Here is an 18,355-nt window from a genome sequence, read left to right as displayed (position 1 = left end):
AACTAAAACTCTATGAAAAAGATTCTATTCCTTTTAGTTTTGTTCCCAATGATGGTTATTGGTCAAACACAAACTGAAAATTACATAAAGACTACCACTTATAAAATTGCAACAGCTACTAGTATTGCTGCACCAACTATTAGTGAGGCGATTCAGAATATCACTTATTTCGATGGACTCGGTAGACCAAAACAACAAATTGCCAGTAAGCAATCAGGAAGTGGGAGGAATATCGTTACTCCTATAGAATATGATGGGTTTGGCCGTCAATCTAAAGATTATTTGCCTTATACAACCCAAAGCACTATTGGGTTGGACTATGAAACCAATGCTTTGATAGATGTTATGAATTATCCTTCATATGTTGGTCAAAACCCCTTTAGTCAAAAACTTCTTGAAGCTTCGCCGTTTAGCAGAGTGATGAAGCAGGCAGCTCCAGGAACAGACTGGGCTTTAGGTACAGGACATGAAATAAAACTGGATTATCAAACTAATACTTCGGCAACTGAAGTGAAACGTTTTGGAGCAAGCACTACATGGAATGCTATGACAGGGTTGTATGATGTAATATTGCTAAACGATACAGGCACCGTTTTTTATGATATCAACCAATTGTATAAAACAATTACTTATGATGAAAACACAGAAGCGACTCCTATTGAATCTAAAGGCTCAACGGTTGAATTCAAAAATAAAGAAGGGCAAGTAGTTTTAAAGAGAGCCTATGAATCGGGTGTAAACCATGACACCTATTATGTATATGATATTTATGGAAATTTGACTTATGTAATTCCTCCCAAAGCAGATGCTGCAATTACAGCAGCTGTTTTAGACAATTTATGCTACCAGTACAAATACGATTATCGCAATCGTCTTGCAGCAAAAAAACTACCGGGTAAACAATGGGAGTTTATAGTTTATGATAAATTAGACAGGCCTGTCGCTATTGGACCTGTATTTTCTCCCTTTAGTGATTCTCCAATTGAGACTGTAGGATGGTTGATTACCAAGTATGATGTTTTTAATAGACCTGTTTACACAGGTTGGGAGCAATCTTTAACTGTTACAAGTGCGGATAGATTTTCGAAACAAAATATAATGAATGGTTTAACAACCATAAGTGAAACCAAGCAAACAACAGCAAACACAATAGATGCCATTACAGCGTATTATACCAATGCAGTTGTGCCAATAACTTTCAAATTATTAACCATAAACTATTACGACGATTATAATTTTCAGGCTTTTACGCCAGCAATATCCTATGCGGCTCCAGTTTATTATAACAACACGATAAAACCAAAAGGATTACCAACAGGCTCTTGGGTCCGTACTTTAACTATTTTAGCAACAACAACAGGAGAAAGTAGTTATATTTTGTATGATACCAAGGCCAGACCTATTCGAAATTTCACTACCAACTTTTTAGGTGGTTACACGCAAATTGATAGTAACCTAGATGCTTTTTCAGGGCAGCTTCAATTTACAGAAACTAAACACAAACGACTCATAGGTAATACAGAATTATATATAAAAGACTCTTTTACGTATTCTGCACAAGACAGATTACTTAGTCATACACACCAGATTGGTACAACTGGAATTCCTCAGCTTTTAGCTTCAAATACGTATGATGATTTAGGACAGCTTGTTGCTAAAAAAGTAGGAAATACAGAAGCATCTTTTTTGCAAAAAATAGATTATGCCTATAACATCCGTGGCTGGCTTACCGAAATTAACAAAACAGCAGCTCTACAGCAAGATACTGATCCTAGAGATTTATTTGCTTTTAAGATAAATTACAATAAAGTGGAAGGAGATGCAACAGTTGCCAATTCACTTTACAATGGTAATATTACTGAAACCTTTTGGAGTTCAGGTTCAGACGGTGGTTTTGTTCGTGCTTACGGTTATAAATACGATAATCTAAACCGACTAAAAGATGCTACTTATCAAAAGCCTGGTAATATAGACCCTTTACCTAAATCATATGATGAGAATTTGACCTATGATAAAAATGGGAACATAAAAACATTGTTAAGAAATGGAGATATTGACGGAGCATTGCCAGCAAATGGCATTGATAATTTGGCTTATACTTACGAAACAAATACTAATAAGTTATTGAATGTTTTGGACAATTCTAACAACACTAGCGGTCTTAATGACGTTAACAAAGTAGGGGACGATTATGGCTATGATACTAACGGTAACTTGTTCATCGATAAAAACAAGAACATCACAGGAATAACTTATAATCATTTGAATTTACCTTTAAAAATAACATTTGGTACAGGACAAAAAATTGTATATATTTATAATGCAAATGGAGTGAAAATTAGTAAATCGTTTACTGCTGGTAGTTGTGGCGCTTTAATTACAGAATATATAGGAGGATTTCAATATGAAACTAAACAAGATTTTTGCGGCAGACCCAGTAGAGGTTATACGGGGTTATTATTGTTTATCCCAACAGCCGAGGGGTATGTAAAAAATACAGCGGGAGTTTATAGTTATGTTTACAATTACACCGACCATTTGGGGAACATACGATTGAGCTACGAGCAGAATCCGGTCACTCCAGCCAAGCTTCGAATAGTGGAAGAAAACAATTATTATCCTTTTGGGTTCAAGCATAAAGGGTATAATGATGGTTTACCAAGCACATATAAGTATAAGTACAACGGGAAAGAACTGCAGGACGAGTTGGGGCTTAACATGTACGACTACGGAGCTAGGAATTATGACCCTGCTTTGGGACGTTGGATTAATATTGACCCAATGGCAGAAAAAATGAGAAGACATAGTCCTTACAACTATGCTTTTAATAATCCAATGCGTTTTACTGACCCAGATGGGATGACACCAGATGATATAGTAACGTTTAATATGGAAGGGAAAGAAATAGCAAGAGTTGAATCTAAGACCGTTTTTAAAACTTATATTCAAAAAGATGATGGTTCGAAAGTAGAAGCTCAAATGCCAAATGTTATTGTTAGTAAAAGTGGTACGAACACAACTGGTGCTAAGTATCAAGAATATGATTATAATATAGCTGCTGAAACTGCTATTTTTAATATCAATAAAGATAATGGTATAACTCCTCTCCATTCAAATGGTAAGTCTATTGATGATGCTTGTTCGGTTCCAGATTTAAATCCGACATTAGTAAAATCGACAATTATGCAAGAAAGTACTATGGGGACATCTGATAGGAATCCTAAAGATAGAAATGATTCTAAATCTGATATTATGCAAGCAAATGTATATTATAGTGAAAAATCAAATGATTGGGGAAATCATAAACTGCAATTTGGATTAACGAAAGGAGGAGGTGCAACTCCTGAACAAAGTATAAAAGCAGGCATTGGGTTAATGTACCAAAAAGGCCTTTTAACAACAAAAGGGAATACAATATGGAATGGAGGGAGTACTTGGGATAATGCAAGTAAGAGATATAATGGTGGCGGAGCTGCTAATTATGGAAACGTATTAAAAATGAGAGATGCTTCTATAAAACCAACACCTTCAAATTATTAAACATGGGGAAAAGAAATAAAATAGTTATATTGTCTTTTATGTTATTGAGTCTTTTTATTGAGAATAATCATTGTGTTTATTCTCAAAAGATTGATTTAGAAAAAGATAATGTTTTAGAGCAACAGGATTCAGTTTTTGTTATAAATAATAGTATAGTAAAGCTAAAAACAATTAAAAGATGCACTTTAAAAAGCGTTAATATAGATGATAACGATTTTTTAAATACCAATGTACAGTATTTATATATTGATAGTATTGATAAAAAGCAACTTTCAAAAGAAAAGTATTACCGAAATTTTTTAAATAATACACATTTTTTAGAATTTGAAGAAAGTGATTTTTATAAAGGGAATTTTCAATTTTTATTAAAAAAGAGAGTAATTAAAAATTATGGAGAGTGTTATATAGGTGAATTTTATTTTCCACATGCTGATAATTCTGCCCAAAGAAGAGCTATTGTGATAATTAATATTAAGAAAAAAGAAATATCTATATGGAATTTTGATGATTTAATTATTTCAAAAGAAGGGATGAAATGTGTTTTTAATGTAAGAGGAGAACATTCGATTTACAAAGTAATTTATTCTTTACGGTGTGGTTTATTTTTGTCTATTTAGAAATAATTCATATAGGTCTCGTTTTAAAGAGTATTTTTTAATTTTAGAATACAAAAGGTAGTGTTTGTAACGTGATTAAAACAAAGAGCCACTTCGATAACGGAGTGGCTTTTGGCTTTCTATAATACCAATTATAGCTATCTAAAACGTACCAAAAGACTAAAATGCGTACCCAGATTAGCCTGCAATCGCTGGTAAACCTGGAAAGAATTACAGACTAGGCTTCAAGACCCTACCTCCTCCCCGTATAGGCTATTTCAATGCTAAATTCCTCGATTTAGTCATTCAAGTTACTTCCCCGACCATACAGATTGTACACATATTCCGTCCACGCCTACGGTGTGATAAGTGAAAATATCCCAATTCTCAGGATTCATAATTTCACTGTCTCATTTTGGAACACTTATTTTCCCAGTAAAAAAAATATTTTCAAAAAAAAGTGCCAAAAGGCTACACTTTTGAAAGTTTGATAGTATTTATTGTAAAGATGCTTGATTAACTCCCTTGTATGGAGTTCTTGTATCTAACCAATAACATGATATTAACGAATCTAGAAAATGAAATATGAAAAAATAAAAGAATTTATAAAAAGTACAAAATCAAGCAAAAGCACTATTTACCGATTCTATAAGAAGAATGAAGATTTATTTGCTGAAACAAAGTTTACAAATGGAAAACGATTTTTTCCTACTGACCACGCCAGATATTTTGACAGCGAAATTATGTTCGATGAGAACAAAATCCTAAGACAAGAAAACCAGTCCATGAGAAACCTTATCGATTGTCTGGCAGATAAAGAGAGTTTACAGCATACTTTCTGGCAGATGGACTGGAGTTTTTTCTTTACGGTAGCCTACAAATTGGAACGCAACAAGACCAGCTGTTTTAAACAGATGCACGGACTTTATGATTATCTGAATGAAAAACATGGTACTTCAACAGAGTTAAGACTATTTTTCACTACTGAACCGTTCACCAATAGAAAAGGTTATCACAATCATTTTGTTATCCATATTGAAGATAAAAGGTTACATGAGCAAATTGTAACCTATATTCAAGAATACTTCAACTACGATAGAACCGATGTAAGTAGTTATGACAAATACAAAGCAGGATTGTTCTACATGTCCAAAGATGGACTAAGTGGAGAAGATTGGGATTTTATCAATAATAGTTCTAGTACCGCAAGTAATGAGAATTAGACTTAAACTTTCTCAGTTGAAACGGATACTACTATCCGAACCGCTAAAATACCCTATCAGTTTTAAAATGGAAGATTTGACCGATGTTGAATTTTCAGAGTTTCAAAAATTATTGCAATCCAAAGAACGAGGCTAAACCCCTCGTTTTTTTGTGTCCAAAATTCTCCAAATTACCAAAATAAGAACCGTTACCAGTAAAGAATCCGTAAGCTATTTTGAGTATTTAATTGCTAGACCCAAACACCGAGGAACTGGGACACTAGCTGAAAAAACTATCAAATTTCATCTGTTTGCTTTGGGATTGTTTGTTCTGAATTTACTAGAAAACAAATCCATTGACAAAGGCTTTTTTATTCCAAGTTATAGCAATGCAAATCAAAAATCAAGAAATATTTTAAGTGTTGAAGAAATCAAAACGGTGTATGAGCATTGTCAGAGCGAACAGGAACGAGCTTTGTTATCGGTGGCGTACGGTTGTGGTCTCAGACGCTCCGAAATAGAAGCTTTGGATGTAAAGGATATTCAACTCAGCTCAGGAATGCTCATTGACCGTAAAGGAAAAGGAAACAAAAGACGTGAAGTTCCCATGAGTGATAAAGTCATTGAATATCTGAAAAAATACATCATTGAAGAGCGGTATCAATTGCTAGTAGGAAAAACAGTTCTTGAAGATGCTTTGTTTGTGAATGCCAAAGGAAAGCGAACCAGTGGAGAACAACTAAATGAAATTCTCAAAAGAATGATAGCGCAAACCCACAAATACGAACTCATTCAAAAGGAAATAACGCTCCATTGTTTACGTCATAGCATTGCGTTCCACTTAGGAGAGAATAACGCAGGGATTGAGTTTATCAGAGGTTTTCTAGGACATTCACAGATAAACACCACCTACTTATACGCTATCAAAAACAAGAAAAGAAAACCAGTAGTCTCATTTTAAAAGTATCTATGACAAAATTATCCTTAGAATTATATCTCAAAGAAAACCTCTCCAACAAAACAGCAGAAAGTTATCTCTACACTATCAATCATTTTTTGGTGACCGATCCCAAAGCTAAGCGATACACGTTTCAAAATATTGTGAGCTACATGGAAGAGGTCAGTCGAAAAAACAGCAACATCCAGTGCAGAGTCAGAATCCTATCAGCAATCAAGAAATATTATGATTTTTTAGTGATGGTAGGACTTAGAAACGAACACCCCTGTAAACAGCTAACCATTAAAAACAAACAAAATCAAAGTGTGCAGGTGCAGGATTTGTTTAGCAGTGAAGAACTGAAACTGATATTGACCCGTGAAAACCGCTATCAGTACTTAGATTCTAGAAACAGCGTGTTACTATCATTACTCATCTATCAAGGATTAACCAGCGAGGAACTTGCAGAACTGAAAGTCAAAGATATCGATTTGGATGCAGGAACTATTTACATCAAAGCTTCAACTAACCAGAACCGCAGAACCTTAGAGTTACTCAATAAACAAATGATAGTTTTCTCTAAGTATATAAACGATGTAAGACCTGAATTACTACGATGCGATACGGATAAATTGCTACTGAGTAAACTAGGAACACCCATGTCAGTTGATGGAATCCACGCAATTATTGAGCCATTGAAATCATTGTTTCCAGATAGAAACCTCAACCCAAGAACCATCCGCATGAGTGTTATTTGCAATTGGCTCAACGAAAAGAAAATCCCTTTGGAGCAGGTTCAGAAACTAGCAGGACACAAATGGCCTGGGACTACTGAGAAATATTTCAAAGTGGATAGTTTTCAACAACGGGAGTTGATAAATCGTTATTTTCCTATTTGAAAATTCACTATATTTGAGATATGTAATTAACCAAAAAATTTGAATTATGGCACTTAAAACAGGACCAAAAAGAATAGCAGATTCAACAGGAAAACCTGACCAACGTCAGCGTGACAACAAAAGTACACCTGGGAATACACCCTCTTTGAAACCTTCTAAAAGTTCTACTAAAAAGTAAAATTTCGACTATTTGAATCGAAGGACTTTTAAAACGTTAGCATCATGAACCTATCATTAATTTGATAGGTTTTTTTGTTTTCTATTCGTTAGGATTATTACAAGATTACCTCTATTTTAGTAACGAAGAAAGTTCTTTGAATTATAGAATCATTGGCAATCATGCAAATTAGGATTAGCAAAATTTTGTAAAAGCCTATAAGTATAAGTACAACGGGAAGGAGCTGCAGGACGAGCTGGGGCTTAATGTCTATGATTACGGTATGAGAAATTACGATTCAGCTTTGGGCAGATTTTTTAATATGGATAGATTTAGTGAGAAGTACTATGATGTTAATCCGTATCAATATTGTGTTAACAATCCTATCAGGTTTATTGATATAAAAGGAGATTCAATCAGTATTGATAGATCTATTACACAAAATTGGGCTCTTAATAAAACAATGACCCTTTTTGCAGGAACAAAAGCTGGAAGAAAATTTTTATCTCAATTTGCAAGTAAAGGACAAACTGTTTTTGGACAAACTTTCGATAAAGATGGGAAATACGATAAAGCTGGGTTGAATCTAGAATTTACCACAATGCGCGAAGATGATGAAAATGGTACTCCAGCTAATGGAGAAACATCTGATGATGGTAAAAACACTATAACTGTTGCTCTGAATACATTTGAAAGAGTCGATGCTCAAGACAATAAAGTTTATGATTATCGAAGTCCTAATGCAGTAACTTCTGCAAATAATATGTCTAGATGGATATTTAGTAGAACAATAACGGCATTTCACGAAACATTACTGCACGCTGATTTATCTGCTAAAGACTTTATGGATAATAGAAAATTTGATAATAGTAATATACTTTACAAGCCTAGTGGATATAAATCTCATTGGCAACATAGTCAAGTTTTATACAATAATGGTAACAATACAAGTTGGCCGACTGATGCTTCTAAAGGTATTCAAGAAGCAAATTCAACTTTTGGTCGATTTTATACTACAGGGCAACTTAACCAAATGATGTGGAATTATAACGGAGGAAAAAATTAAAAGAAAAAAAATGAAAAGGATTTTATCAATTTTTACAATTGTTCTTTTTATGTTTAGTTGTGATAATCTTAAAACAAAAAATGTAGAAACATTTTATTTTAATCTTTACAACAGCAAAAACAGTAATATTAAGAATAATGCTTATGTTTTAATATCTACAAAATTAAAAGCATATGACTCTATAAATGTTTTTGTTAATAATAAGTCCGTGTTTAATTTTAATCAAAAAGAGTTTGATAGCAAAGGTATTTATAGATACTTTTTAGGAAAAAAAAAGCTCACGCATTCTTTAGACACATTAGCTATAAAAATCAAGGAAGGCTCTTATTATATGCCTTTTTCGAATAAAGAAGTTATATTGATAAATACAAAAACATACATAGGAAAAGAAAGACAATATAAGGTTTTTCATTATTCGGAAATGAGTAATTCGGAAACTTCTTTTGATAGTTATTATTTAGAAGGTACGGGTTTTATATGTTATTACAATTTTAATACTGATAGATATATACTTTGCGATTCTACGAATATTAAATCTTTAAAAATAAAAGAAGTTACAAATCAGCTTATAAATGACACTACATTTTTTGCTAGATATACTGTTGCTAAATTGTTTCCAAAATATTATAGGAAACCTAATAATAAGATTAGTTTGTAAATAGAAAACAACAAAAAAACCATTTCAAATCGAAGTGGTTTTTTTATTACATCAAACTTATTTGGTAATGTATCAGATGGGATATGAAAACCATAAAGACATGGTTTTATTATAATAAAAGTGTTTCAAAATTCAGCAACGAACCAATAAAGTATAAATCTAGTTGAGTTAAAGTAAAACCTAATATCAGATGAATAATCTGGTTTAGGTATTTTTATTAGATTTGTTGACAAAGATTATAAAGTTGAACAGGTATAGTTTTATGAAAAAATGGATGTAAAAAAATTATTAGACATTGTTAATAAATATTTAAGCTTAATTATTATTCTTCCAGCTATATTGGGCGGTTTATGGCAAATAATTGAGCTGTCAAGAATATCATTTTCTTTTATAAGATTTTTTTCTGTAACCCAAATTATACCCGATGGTTTATTGATATTGTTATTTCTACTAATATTTGTTTTTTCCCTTCTTTTTTTAATCTGGGTATTAGAAAAATATAACAAGGGTGATGAAGTTGATGATGAATCAAATGTAAAGGAAGGTAATATTTACCACGCAATCTTATTTCTAATGCTATTTTTTGCGTGTAGCATAGCAGTAATTTATTTTAATATATTCATTGCCAATAATATTGAGAATATTTTTAATTTACTTATTTATCTTCCAATAAATATTATAATTTCCTTGTTAGCATATGGCTTTTTAAAAGAATCTGTAACACATTGTATACAAATTATATCCGTAAAATATTTTAAGCCAATTATTTCAAATGCTTGGTATGCCTTTATGACTGTACAAGCTACAATGTTGATATTTCTTTTAGTTAAATTTCATGATGTTTTCATGATGCCAAGTGAATTGAAGAATGTAGACAATTTAATCTGTAAGGTTGAAAAAGTTTACGATACAAACGAGTTTGAAATACTATATGCCAATGATAAATATATTTTTGCTGAATGTCATAAATTCTCAAAAGATTGGAGAGGAAAACCAACACAAAGTGAAATTAGAATTTTTAAATTCGAAGAATTATTCGATGATACTGCATGTAATGGTAATAAAAGGATTAGAGATGCTTTTGTAAAAGATTCTATAGCTGATTCCAAAAAGCCAGCTTTTATTAACTAAATGGATAATATGTCAAATATCAAGGCATTGTAATGATTTCTGATGTAGTTCATAATCAATTTAAGGAAATGTTTTTATATTTATTAATATACTTGCCATGCAATAAGATTAATAAAATCCCCCAGCTTTCGGTACATGTTTTTAGTCTTTCCACCCATTTAGATATCATCTCTAAATTGATTAAAACTTGATAATCCTCTTCCTCTCCTTTAGGTTCTGGGAATATATTATCTTTTATATTCATCATAGCTTTAAAATACTCTTGCTCTTCTTCATTATTAATGTAAGTTGTTTCATCGAATGGGAACATATTCATCCACATTACTAATGAATCCAATATATTTTGAAAAGATTGTTGTAATTCTAAATTGACTTTTTCAAAGTGTTGCTGTACCCTTTTCTGATCTAATTCTTTCAATTTAATTTTATCAAGTAATCTTAAATCGTTAATATGGTCAACTAGAAGTACCAATCTACTATAATTTTCTGAAGCCATACTGATCTCATTAAATTCAGGATACAGAATAGTTCCCAGCAACGGGAAATGATTAATCGTTATTTTCCCAGTTTGTGATTATAGTAGTGCTAAAGTATTATTAAGTTTTTTTGAAAATTAACACTTTTAAGCTACATTCGCTTAAAATTCCATTTGTTTTAGTACGAAAATCCAATAAGTCTAATTTTTGTTATATTCAATTTAAGGATAAAGAAAGTAGTACTAGAATAATAATCAGAAAAAAAATGATAAATTATATTCATATAGACGGTTACAAATCCATAAAGGAAGCCAGTTTTTCGTTAGATCCTATTAATGTTTTAATAGGTTCGAATGGGGTAGGGAAATCAAATTTCATATCTTTTTTTAAGATGGTAAATAATATTTATGAGGAGAGACTTGAAAATTATTCAATAAGAAAGGGGGCAGAAACTCTTTTGCATTTTGGAAGTAAAAATACTAATGAAATAAAAGGAAGACTTGAATTTGATAACATAAATGCTTACAGCTTCACTTTACAGCCGACAGAAAGTAACAGTTTAATATTGGCAGATGAGACAGGATCTTTTAATAGTGAGAAAGGTTCTCAATTTTCATATATTAATACTTGGTTTCCTAAAAATATTAGCAGAAATTCTAAGGAAAGTAAATTAAGAACCACTAAGGGCAGTATGTCTACTTATATAAGTAGATATTTATCTAGTTTCAAAATATATCATTTTCACGATACGAGTGATTCTTCATCTCTTAGGACGCCTGCTGATCTAAATGATAATATTGCCTTAAGAGAAGATGGAGGAAATTTGGCATCATTTTTATATTTTTTACAGGAAGTACATGAAAAACATTTTAGAAGAATAGAATATATAGTTAAATCTGTTGCTCCATACTTTGAAAGGTTTCAATTACAGCCTGATAGGTTGAATGAGAGTAGAATTAATTTAGAGTGGACTGAAATTAATCATCCTGATATTCTGTTCAATGCATCACATTTTTCTGACGGAACTTTGCGATTTATTGCCTTAGCTACTCTTTTAATGCAACCTAATATGCCAGAAGTAATAATTATTGATGAACCTGAACTCGGTTTACATCCTGTTGCAATAAATACTCTTGCAGGATTAATAAAAAAAGCATCTGCAAAAAGTCAAATTATTATATCAACCCAGTCAGTGAATCTGGTAGGGAATTTTGAACCTGACAATATAATTACTGTTGACAGAGTGGACGGGCAATCTGTTTTTAACAGACTGGAAAAAGAAAATTTAGAAGGCTGGTTGTCCGATTTTACATTGGGAGATCTTTGGCTGAAAAACATAATTAAAGGACAGCCATATTAAGATGAAAAGAGTACACATTATAGTTGAAGGACAAACGGAAGTTAGAGTCTTTTATTCGATCTTAGTGCCATACATACAATCTAAAGTTGAGAATGTATATATTGAGATTACACCTATCAAGCATTCTGGGGGCGGTATTGTCAAATATTCGAAATTACTTCCGGAGCTTAGAAACCATCTTGCTGATAAAGAAAAAATTGTTACTACATTCTTTGACTATTATGGTATTGTGGAGGGACATAGTTATCCAAAATATAAAGAGGCAAAAATAGACCAGCCGAATTCAAAGGTTGGTGTAGTAATATTGGAGGACGCACTCAAAGAGGATTTAGCCCTTAAGGGAATTAATACGAGAAATTTTATTCCTTATATTCAGTTACATGAATTTGAGGCATTACTTTTCTCTTCTAATGAAGGTTTTGAATTTCAATATGATAATTCAAGAGTGCTTAGAGAGTTAAAAGAAATTGCTCTTAGGTATGAAACTCCGGAAGATATTAATGACAGTCCTGTTACTGCACCATCTAAAAGGATAATTGCAATTTTAGACAAGCAAGGTGAAAAGTATGAAAAAGTTATCGATGGAGATGCTATTTCAATTATGGTTGGCATTGAAGCTATGATGGAAAAGTGTCCAAGATTCAGAGTATGGGTTGAAACGCTCATATTAAAAATACTTGCGTAAACATAAACTACATTGAAAACCTGAAGATTTTAAGGGTAAAAACCTTTTTCATTATAGATCATTAATCCAAAATAAATATAAGCTCTCAGAAATGAGGGCTTTTTTTTGGGATAAATAAGCTGATTATTTTATTAGGAAAATAATTAAACTAAATCTACTTTCGTATTATTGAAAAATGTAAGCGGACTTTCTTATAATTTAGATTTTTTATAAAGGGGTTGTCTACTATAGAAAAGGTTTACAGAACCCTATAAGTATAAGTACAACAGAAAAGAGCTGCAAGACGATCTGGGGCTTGGGTTGTATAACTATGGAGCACGTAATTATGACCCTGCTTTGTGGCGTTGGATGAATATTGACCCGTTGGCGGAGAAATCAAGAAGATTTAATCCATATACGTTTGCTCTTAATAATCCAGTTTATTTTATTGACCCTGATGGAATGATGGCAGCACCACCAGATTGGTTTGTTAAAGCCTTCTTCTCTTTTTCTTATTTCTTTTGTTTTCAATTGATTCGATAAATAGTTGGGAGAATATTCAGCTTGCATAAGTATATCCAATGCTTTCACCAAATCAGGAATAGTAAGTGTATCTTTTTGAAGTTGAAGGTCATCAATCAATGATTCTTTGGAAGGGAGTTTTTCATGTATCTGATTTCTTTTTTCTTCACCAGCAACCTTTAGTCCGCAACGTTCTTCAATCGATTTTGCACTGTATGCTTTTCCCAAGCTGCTACCATTATAAACATTTCTTGTTAGATGGTCAATATATGTTTTGCCATAAAGCTGCCCTTCAGTGCTTCTTCTAAACACAGTATGAATGCCTTCTCTTTTCCAATCGTCTTGCTAGTTCGGTTATTGGCATGGCTTGCTCTCTTAACAGTGCCGTATCAATGGCATTTTTTACTCGTGTTTTGTCAAGAGGTCTTCTAATTTGATTGCCTATAAATTTTTTCTCTAAAAATTTCAAAGTCGGCTTAAAGTAAAAATCACTCGCTTTGATTGGAACACCAATTGGTTTACCTTGTTCGTCTAATATTCGATACATTAATCCTTTGCCAAAAATATTTTTGAATTTTCACTGCCACGGTCAGCCAAAACATTACACTGTTTTAGCACCACATTAAGTTCTGCAAGACTCGAATACTTGTATTCATTCGGCACTTTATTTGAAACATTGGTTAACGCTTTCTTAGATTTAATCCTTCCATAGCAAACTTTGCCCATTGAAATAGGCTGTAAATTAATTTCCTCTTTATTTTTTCGTCCTTATCCTTTCATTAGCCCAAATAATTCTTCAATTTCCTTTCTTGCGGGCTCTGATCTTCTTATGCCCAAATGGTGTAGGTCAATTCGTTTGCCGACTCAATATATATATTGAGACTACGTGCAGGTGTGGGTGTCCAGCGGCGTAATGCTGATACACCAAATAGGGTTGTTTTCCGAAGCCGATTTTTTCCATATAGGTATTGGTAATAGCCATCATTTTTTCTTTCGAATGGTTTTCTGATGGGTCAAAATTGAGGGAAATATAGATGCTATTACGCTTTGCATTTTCGTTTAATTCCAGTCGCTTGACAAAGCGATTTAGTTTTATGGCATCACTCATCTTGTCTACATCAACAGGGTAGTATACACTCCGCTATACCAGCTTTCTCTTTGTTCTCATTGTAGTTTAAAATACTGCGGATTGAATGGCTTGTTTTTATGATTGAAACCATTTGTCTGTGATTCTAGAAGTTGTCTTTCAATCAAATCTATCTTATTTTTAAAGATTTGTTTCTCTATTTCATAACGTATAATCCATTCCCTTAATTCAGGAATTTGTTGCAGTGTGTGCATCTTTTTTACAACCTGATTGACATTGTTCTACTTTCTTCCTGCATGAAGAATAAAAAAAATAATAGTAGAAATTTTCGAAAACTTGTTTTGCCCTTGTTCTATTTTCTACATGGGTAATGCTCATTTCGCCACTATCAAAAATATTTGTGTGCAGACGATAGGGTTTACGCTATTTTTTACATTGAATTTTTAATAATTCACTGACCTTATATCTTTTTCTATTACTAAAGGGTCTGTATACTTTAATCTTTCCATCTGTTTCATATTTCCCGATTGTGGTTTGACTTCTTATTCCTAAGATCACCATTGCTTCTCTAGTATTTACATATTGTTCCATACTTTTATTTTTTAAATGCATTAAACTTTATTGTCTTTGCATTTGTTATATCAAAATCGATGAGGTTAGTCTAGATTTTTTCAAGCTATGTATAGTAAATACCCGCGAACGGGCTTTACTAATTTTTACTTTGATTGATTCAATTGCTTATATATGGAAATAAATCGTGCTCCTCTGGTTTCTGTTTCGGGTTGGCAAATACTTGATGTAGCCATACTCATTTAGTTCATTCATACATTTATGATATGTTTTTGGTGAAGAAATCATTGCTATCTCCATAATTTCATAACTGTACACTTGAATTGGATTAATAAAGCCCTTATCCAGCCTGAATTGAAGCAACGAAGCATAGATACCAATATGCGTGACGCTGATACGATAATCTTTTTTTATCGCCTTAAAGAAATCGGATAAAGGTTTTAGTGTTTCCATTAAATGTTAGTTTATCAACTTATACCCATACTTTGTTTATTACCCTTTCTGCTACATGGAATTAGACTGGCTTTTCCTTCTTTTCTTAGCTTCCTTTGGTACTTCTGAGCCGTCGTCGTCAGCAATCTGGTTTTGCTTTTTGCTGTCCTGTTTAACCGAAGCTTTTTCGACTTCGGACTGCTTTTCCTCTTTGGAATGACGATTGTCAATTCGTTGCATATTACCGTCATACACATTGATAGTTTTGAATTGTGGACTAGCTTCAATATATTGTTTCAACTCATTGCCTTCTTTTAAGAAAGTAGCAGATTGCAGGTTTCCTTTTTTCATGGAATCAATCAGATCCTCTTTATACTTAGGATTTTCCAGTTCCTTGATTGGATGTTTAGCCAATGTTGCCTCAAGATCATAACCATAATTCTGATGGTATTGGTTTAACTTAAAGTTTCCGTTAGTATCGGCTTGTTTAAAATCCATCTGCACCCAAGCGTTGTATATTTCTCCTTCTTTATTGGTAAGGTCTTTGTTTACGGATCTTCCCTCCATAAGATTAAAAGCTTCTTTCATGGTAATGTTACTGCCTTTATTGATATAAAAGGTTTGTTCCAGAGCTTCCTTGGAATTCTCCTTTTGCAATTCCACCTTGTAGGAATTAAAAAAATACATATCGCTTTGATCTGATTTTTTAAAATTCAATGTTGCCATAGTGGTATCATTACCGTATTGTGCATTATGGTTCAAAGTGAAATTTGGTTCCTCTTTTTGCATTTTTGCTTTTAATTCACTTTCCAGTCCTTCACCGAAACCGGTGTACTTAACCTGGTCTTTTAAGTATTCAAAATTTTTCTCGTTCATGACTAAATTCTTTAAATGATTAATAATTTATAGTTTCGGCAATACGGTGACCTTTATCAGCTTTTTATTTTTAACATGCAATTCCACATGTCTGCCACCATTTTTTTCCATTAGCTGTATGGCAAGGTATTTTTTCTCTGGAATCGTAAATTTTGGAAGCGCAAATACAAATGTGTTTTCCGCTTCCCCGTCAATTTTAACTACATTATTTAGAATGTAGATTGGTGTAATTTCGATTTCCTGTGAAGCAGTTCGTTTCACTTTTTTAGTATCACGAATAAAAAAGCGAAGTTGGTCAACATCATAATTGATTTTAGAATTGTTCGTCACTTTTATCCTGTAATACATAACATCATCACGTATATAAATTCCGTTAAGTTGAAAATCAATATCATAGTTATTTTCCTTTTCACCTCGTATCTTTTTCTTGTCATAAAAAGCCAATTTGGAATACTCTTGAACATCCTCTTCGTTTCCAGTTTCAGACGAAAAATGAATTTCCTGACCTTCCGATTTGATCTTATTCACGGTGAGATTCAATTGTGGCGATTTCTCATCATAGTTTAGGACGAAAGAATATAATTTACCATCGGCGGTGACCACAGTAAGGTTGGTCTGAAAAAATCCTTTCTGGGCTGCCTTAATCATCAGCATATTTTCAAGACCTTTCGCTTTCTGCACTAGTATATCCTGACTTCCCCTGTCAACACTTTTAATAGCATAAGGAAATACGATATTGGTCGTTTTTGAATAGGCTATTGTTAAAGAATCAGGGTCAATTTTAGATAGACGGTTTTTGTCTGTTTGTTGTGCAAATGCACTGATGGTAAGAAGTAATAGATACCCCATCGCCAATAGATTAAAATTTTTCATATTTATAATTTTTAGTTTTTAATTGGAATCTTTTTGTTTCTGATTTTCATCACGAAGCAGTACCATATAGCCGGCCTTTACAACCACTTTGACTAGTTTTACTTTTTTACTCAGAAGACTTTTAGCGGCCTCAATTCCAGCTCCCGCCGCCTGCGCTCCCCAAGAATCATCAAGGCTTGCAACACCGAGCGTTTGCATAGAACGGTCAGCAGATACTTTGGCCACATCACGGTTGATTGCGCCTGGAATATAGATACCACTGAGTCCATCTATATCATATACGGACAAGTCAACAGGAAATAGGGAGTTGTTGTATCTTAGACTGTTTATCTTAATTGCCAGTCTTTCTCCTTTTAGAGAAGCTGTACCAAAAAGAAAATTGTCCTTTGGAATTTTTATTCCATTTATAAAAATATCATTAGAAAGTCGCAACTTAACTGTTGAACCATTTACAATAGTCTGGGTTTCAAGGATGACAGCTTCCACCGCATTTTGTGTGTAGTCAGGACTTGCCAGTTCATCCAAAGAATAAAATCCATTGTGTCCGGATTGTCTAGCAAAGGCAGTAGTATTTACCGAAGTACTTTGCAATGAAAAAATATTATCTTCCTTGGTTTTAGTAGTGATGGCAAATACCTGTCCTCGTTGCTGTTCCGAGGCTTTTCTTAATTTTTCCTGTACCCTGTCTGGATGTTGAATATCAAGGATGTTTTCGAGCATTCCGCTGAGCTGTTGTAATTCGGGATCCTGATCACCACTTTGACCGTTCATGGATTGCATCATTTGTTCCAGTTTGTCAACATCATTGGAATGCATTGAGGTCTCATTTGATTTTGTATATTTAGTATAATCCCGATTTTGTACTGGAGATACTACTGGCGTATTTATCACCTTCTGTAATGCTTCCAATTTTTGATGCACTTTTTCTTCGTTCGGATCACGATACACCGATGTATTTAAACCCGTACTTCCTTTTCTAAAAGTAACCTCATTACTATCTTCAGTTGAATCTATCTGAAAAGATTGACTCAAATAATTGGGGTCTTTTTTGATGAGTTCATCAAGCTTTATAGAGTCAAGGGTTGCCTGATCATAATAATTCATCTTATCCAATGGGAGTCCTTCCTTCAGATTCGCGTCGGGGAGCTTTATATTGAAACCCTTTTTTTCTACTGCTTGTGTATTTGCAGCCTCCATTTTTCCACCACCCAATGCCCAAAACATAACGGTTATAAATGGGAGAACTAGTAGCGGTAATACAACTAACAGCTTGCGTTGTCTTAACATTTTTAATGATTTTGTTTTTTGT

20 protein-coding genes and 1 pseudogene are annotated in these 18,355 nt (G+C 33.0%); 12 read left to right on the top strand and 9 right to left on the bottom strand.

All coding sequences use genetic code 11. The annotated features are described in order from the left end of the window. Window positions 1-12: 12 nt before the first annotated feature. From OA85_RS16475 to OA85_RS16440, 9 genes and pseudogenes are all read left to right on the top strand, one after another. Window positions 13-3,540: a DUF6443 domain-containing protein gene (locus tag OA85_RS16475; protein WP_082014188.1), complete on the top strand. Its 3,528-nt coding sequence runs from the start codon at window positions 13-15 to the stop codon at window positions 3,538-3,540. 2 nt (window positions 3,541-3,542) lie between these two features. Then, on the top strand, window positions 3,543-4,157 hold the full coding sequence (locus OA85_RS16470) for a hypothetical protein (RefSeq protein WP_039110932.1): 615 nt from the start codon (window positions 3,543-3,545) through the stop codon (window positions 4,155-4,157). 557 nt (window positions 4,158-4,714) lie between these two features. Next, complete coding sequence (locus tag OA85_RS16465; RefSeq protein WP_039110931.1) at window positions 4,715-5,359, top strand: hypothetical protein; 645 nt, start codon at window positions 4,715-4,717, stop codon at window positions 5,357-5,359. A gap of 151 nt (window positions 5,360-5,510) precedes the next feature. Next, window positions 5,511-6,299: a tyrosine-type recombinase/integrase gene (locus tag OA85_RS16460; RefSeq protein WP_156129490.1), complete on the top strand. Its 789-nt coding sequence runs from the start codon at window positions 5,511-5,513 to the stop codon at window positions 6,297-6,299. An 8-nt stretch (window positions 6,300-6,307) separates the two neighbouring features. Then, window positions 6,308-7,174: a tyrosine-type recombinase/integrase gene (locus OA85_RS16455; protein ID WP_039110930.1), complete on the top strand. Its 867-nt coding sequence runs from the start codon at window positions 6,308-6,310 to the stop codon at window positions 7,172-7,174. 46 nt (window positions 7,175-7,220) lie between these two features. Further along, on the top strand, window positions 7,221-7,352 hold the full coding sequence (locus tag OA85_RS17725) for a hypothetical protein (protein ID WP_255350543.1): 132 nt from the start codon (window positions 7,221-7,223) through the stop codon (window positions 7,350-7,352). A 208-nt stretch (window positions 7,353-7,560) separates the two neighbouring features. Beyond that, window positions 7,561-8,397, top strand: a pseudogene (locus OA85_RS16450) (RHS repeat-associated core domain-containing protein); the annotation flags it as partial. 10 nt (window positions 8,398-8,407) lie between these two features. Beyond that, window positions 8,408-9,055: a hypothetical protein gene (locus tag OA85_RS16445; RefSeq protein WP_156129488.1), complete on the top strand. Its 648-nt coding sequence runs from the start codon at window positions 8,408-8,410 to the stop codon at window positions 9,053-9,055. A 270-nt stretch (window positions 9,056-9,325) separates the two neighbouring features. Continuing rightward, the gene (locus tag OA85_RS16440) at window positions 9,326-10,186 is read left to right on the top strand and encodes a hypothetical protein (protein ID WP_039110927.1); all 861 of its coding nucleotides are present in this window, start codon (window positions 9,326-9,328) and stop codon (window positions 10,184-10,186) included. A gap of 55 nt (window positions 10,187-10,241) precedes the next feature. On the opposite strand, the gene OA85_RS16435 is transcribed toward OA85_RS16440, so the two are convergent. Further along, on the bottom strand, window positions 10,242-10,682 hold the full coding sequence (locus tag OA85_RS16435; protein ID WP_039110926.1) for a hypothetical protein: 441 nt from the start codon (window positions 10,680-10,682) through the stop codon (window positions 10,242-10,244). A gap of 110 nt (window positions 10,683-10,792) precedes the next feature. Between OA85_RS16435 and OA85_RS16430 the strand changes: the two genes are divergently transcribed. The 3 genes from OA85_RS16430 to OA85_RS17255 all read left to right on the top strand — a co-directional run bounded on the left by OA85_RS16430 (window position 10,793) and on the right by OA85_RS17255 (window position 13,229). After that, a complete protein-coding gene (locus OA85_RS16430; RefSeq protein ID WP_369699895.1) occupies window positions 10,793-12,022 on the top strand; it encodes an AAA family ATPase in 1,230 nt (409 codons plus the stop codon). Between the two features lies 1 nt (window position 12,023). Continuing rightward, a complete protein-coding gene (locus tag OA85_RS16425) occupies window positions 12,024-12,707 on the top strand; it encodes a DUF4276 family protein (RefSeq protein ID WP_039110925.1) in 684 nt (227 codons plus the stop codon). A 300-nt stretch (window positions 12,708-13,007) separates the two neighbouring features. Beyond that, the gene (locus OA85_RS17255) at window positions 13,008-13,229 is read left to right on the top strand and encodes an RHS repeat domain-containing protein (protein ID WP_231557122.1); all 222 of its coding nucleotides are present in this window, start codon (window positions 13,008-13,010) and stop codon (window positions 13,227-13,229) included. A 283-nt stretch (window positions 13,230-13,512) separates the two neighbouring features. Here the strand turns inward: OA85_RS17255 and OA85_RS17800 are convergent, their stop codons facing one another. The 8 genes from OA85_RS17800 to traM all read right to left on the bottom strand — a co-directional run bounded on the left by OA85_RS17800 (window position 13,513) and on the right by traM (window position 18,333). After that, window positions 13,513-13,755 carry a hypothetical protein gene (locus tag OA85_RS17800; protein WP_369699894.1) on the bottom strand — a complete coding sequence of 81 codons (243 nt, stop codon included), beginning with the start codon at window positions 13,753-13,755 and terminating at the stop codon, window positions 13,513-13,515. After that, window positions 13,755-13,934: a hypothetical protein gene (locus OA85_RS17795; protein ID WP_369699893.1), complete on the bottom strand. Its 180-nt coding sequence runs from the start codon at window positions 13,932-13,934 to the stop codon at window positions 13,755-13,757. The genes OA85_RS17800 and OA85_RS17795 overlap by 1 nt, the downstream gene beginning before the upstream one ends. A gap of 121 nt (window positions 13,935-14,055) precedes the next feature. After that, window positions 14,056-14,316: a relaxase/mobilization nuclease domain-containing protein gene (locus OA85_RS17790; RefSeq protein ID WP_369699892.1), complete on the bottom strand. Its 261-nt coding sequence runs from the start codon at window positions 14,314-14,316 to the stop codon at window positions 14,056-14,058. 402 nt (window positions 14,317-14,718) lie between these two features. Beyond that, entirely contained in the window at window positions 14,719-14,886 is a 168-nt protein-coding gene (locus OA85_RS16415; RefSeq protein WP_156129486.1) for a hypothetical protein, read from the bottom strand. 147 nt (window positions 14,887-15,033) lie between these two features. Further along, complete coding sequence (locus tag OA85_RS17670) at window positions 15,034-15,318, bottom strand: hypothetical protein (RefSeq protein ID WP_082014185.1); 285 nt, start codon at window positions 15,316-15,318, stop codon at window positions 15,034-15,036. 51 nt (window positions 15,319-15,369) lie between these two features. Beyond that, a complete protein-coding gene (locus tag OA85_RS16410; protein ID WP_039110923.1) occupies window positions 15,370-16,173 on the bottom strand; it encodes a hypothetical protein in 804 nt (267 codons plus the stop codon). Window positions 16,174-16,200: 27 nt separating this feature from the next. After that, a complete protein-coding gene (traN, locus tag OA85_RS16405) occupies window positions 16,201-17,046 on the bottom strand; it encodes a conjugative transposon protein TraN (protein ID WP_039110922.1) in 846 nt (281 codons plus the stop codon). An 18-nt stretch (window positions 17,047-17,064) separates the two neighbouring features. After that, a complete protein-coding gene (gene traM, locus OA85_RS16400; RefSeq protein ID WP_369699891.1) occupies window positions 17,065-18,333 on the bottom strand; it encodes a conjugative transposon protein TraM in 1,269 nt (422 codons plus the stop codon). Between the last annotated feature and the right edge of the window lie 22 nt (window positions 18,334-18,355).

It is taken from the genome of Flavobacterium sp. AED (assembly GCF_000812945.1).
Taxonomy (GTDB): domain Bacteria; phylum Bacteroidota; class Bacteroidia; order Flavobacteriales; family Flavobacteriaceae; genus Flavobacterium.
This window is presented reverse-complemented; position numbering and strand designations above follow the sequence as displayed.

Coding starts and splice junctions, on each gene's coding strand:
- OA85_RS16475 (WP_082014188.1), top strand. CDS start 13: ATGAAAAAGATTCTATTCCTTTTAGTTTTGTTCCCAATGATGGTTATT.
- OA85_RS16470 (WP_039110932.1), top strand. CDS start 3,543: ATGGGGAAAAGAAATAAAATAGTTATATTGTCTTTTATGTTATTGAGT.
- OA85_RS16465 (WP_039110931.1), top strand. CDS start 4,715: ATGAAATATGAAAAAATAAAAGAATTTATAAAAAGTACAAAATCAAGC.
- OA85_RS16455 (WP_039110930.1), top strand. CDS start 6,308: ATGACAAAATTATCCTTAGAATTATATCTCAAAGAAAACCTCTCCAAC.
- OA85_RS17725 (WP_255350543.1), top strand. CDS start 7,221: ATGGCACTTAAAACAGGACCAAAAAGAATAGCAGATTCAACAGGAAAA.
- OA85_RS16445 (WP_156129488.1), top strand. CDS start 8,408: ATGAAAAGGATTTTATCAATTTTTACAATTGTTCTTTTTATGTTTAGT.
- OA85_RS16440 (WP_039110927.1), top strand. CDS start 9,326: ATGGATGTAAAAAAATTATTAGACATTGTTAATAAATATTTAAGCTTA.
- OA85_RS16435 (WP_039110926.1), bottom strand. CDS start 10,682: ATGGCTTCAGAAAATTATAGTAGATTGGTACTTCTAGTTGACCATATT.
- OA85_RS16425 (WP_039110925.1), top strand. CDS start 12,024: ATGAAAAGAGTACACATTATAGTTGAAGGACAAACGGAAGTTAGAGTC.
- OA85_RS17800 (WP_369699894.1), bottom strand. CDS start 13,755: ATGTATCGAATATTAGACGAACAAGGTAAACCAATTGGTGTTCCAATC.
- OA85_RS17795 (WP_369699893.1), bottom strand. CDS start 13,934: ATGGGCAAAGTTTGCTATGGAAGGATTAAATCTAAGAAAGCGTTAACC.
- OA85_RS17790 (WP_369699892.1), bottom strand. CDS start 14,316: ATGAGTGATGCCATAAAACTAAATCGCTTTGTCAAGCGACTGGAATTA.
- OA85_RS16415 (WP_156129486.1), bottom strand. CDS start 14,886: ATGGAACAATATGTAAATACTAGAGAAGCAATGGTGATCTTAGGAATA.
- OA85_RS17670 (WP_082014185.1), bottom strand. CDS start 15,318: ATGGAAACACTAAAACCTTTATCCGATTTCTTTAAGGCGATAAAAAAA.
- OA85_RS16410 (WP_039110923.1), bottom strand. CDS start 16,173: ATGAACGAGAAAAATTTTGAATACTTAAAAGACCAGGTTAAGTACACC.
- traN (WP_039110922.1), bottom strand. CDS start 17,046: ATGAAAAATTTTAATCTATTGGCGATGGGGTATCTATTACTTCTTACC.
- traM (WP_369699891.1), bottom strand. CDS start 18,333: ATGTTAAGACAACGCAAGCTGTTAGTTGTATTACCGCTACTAGTTCTC.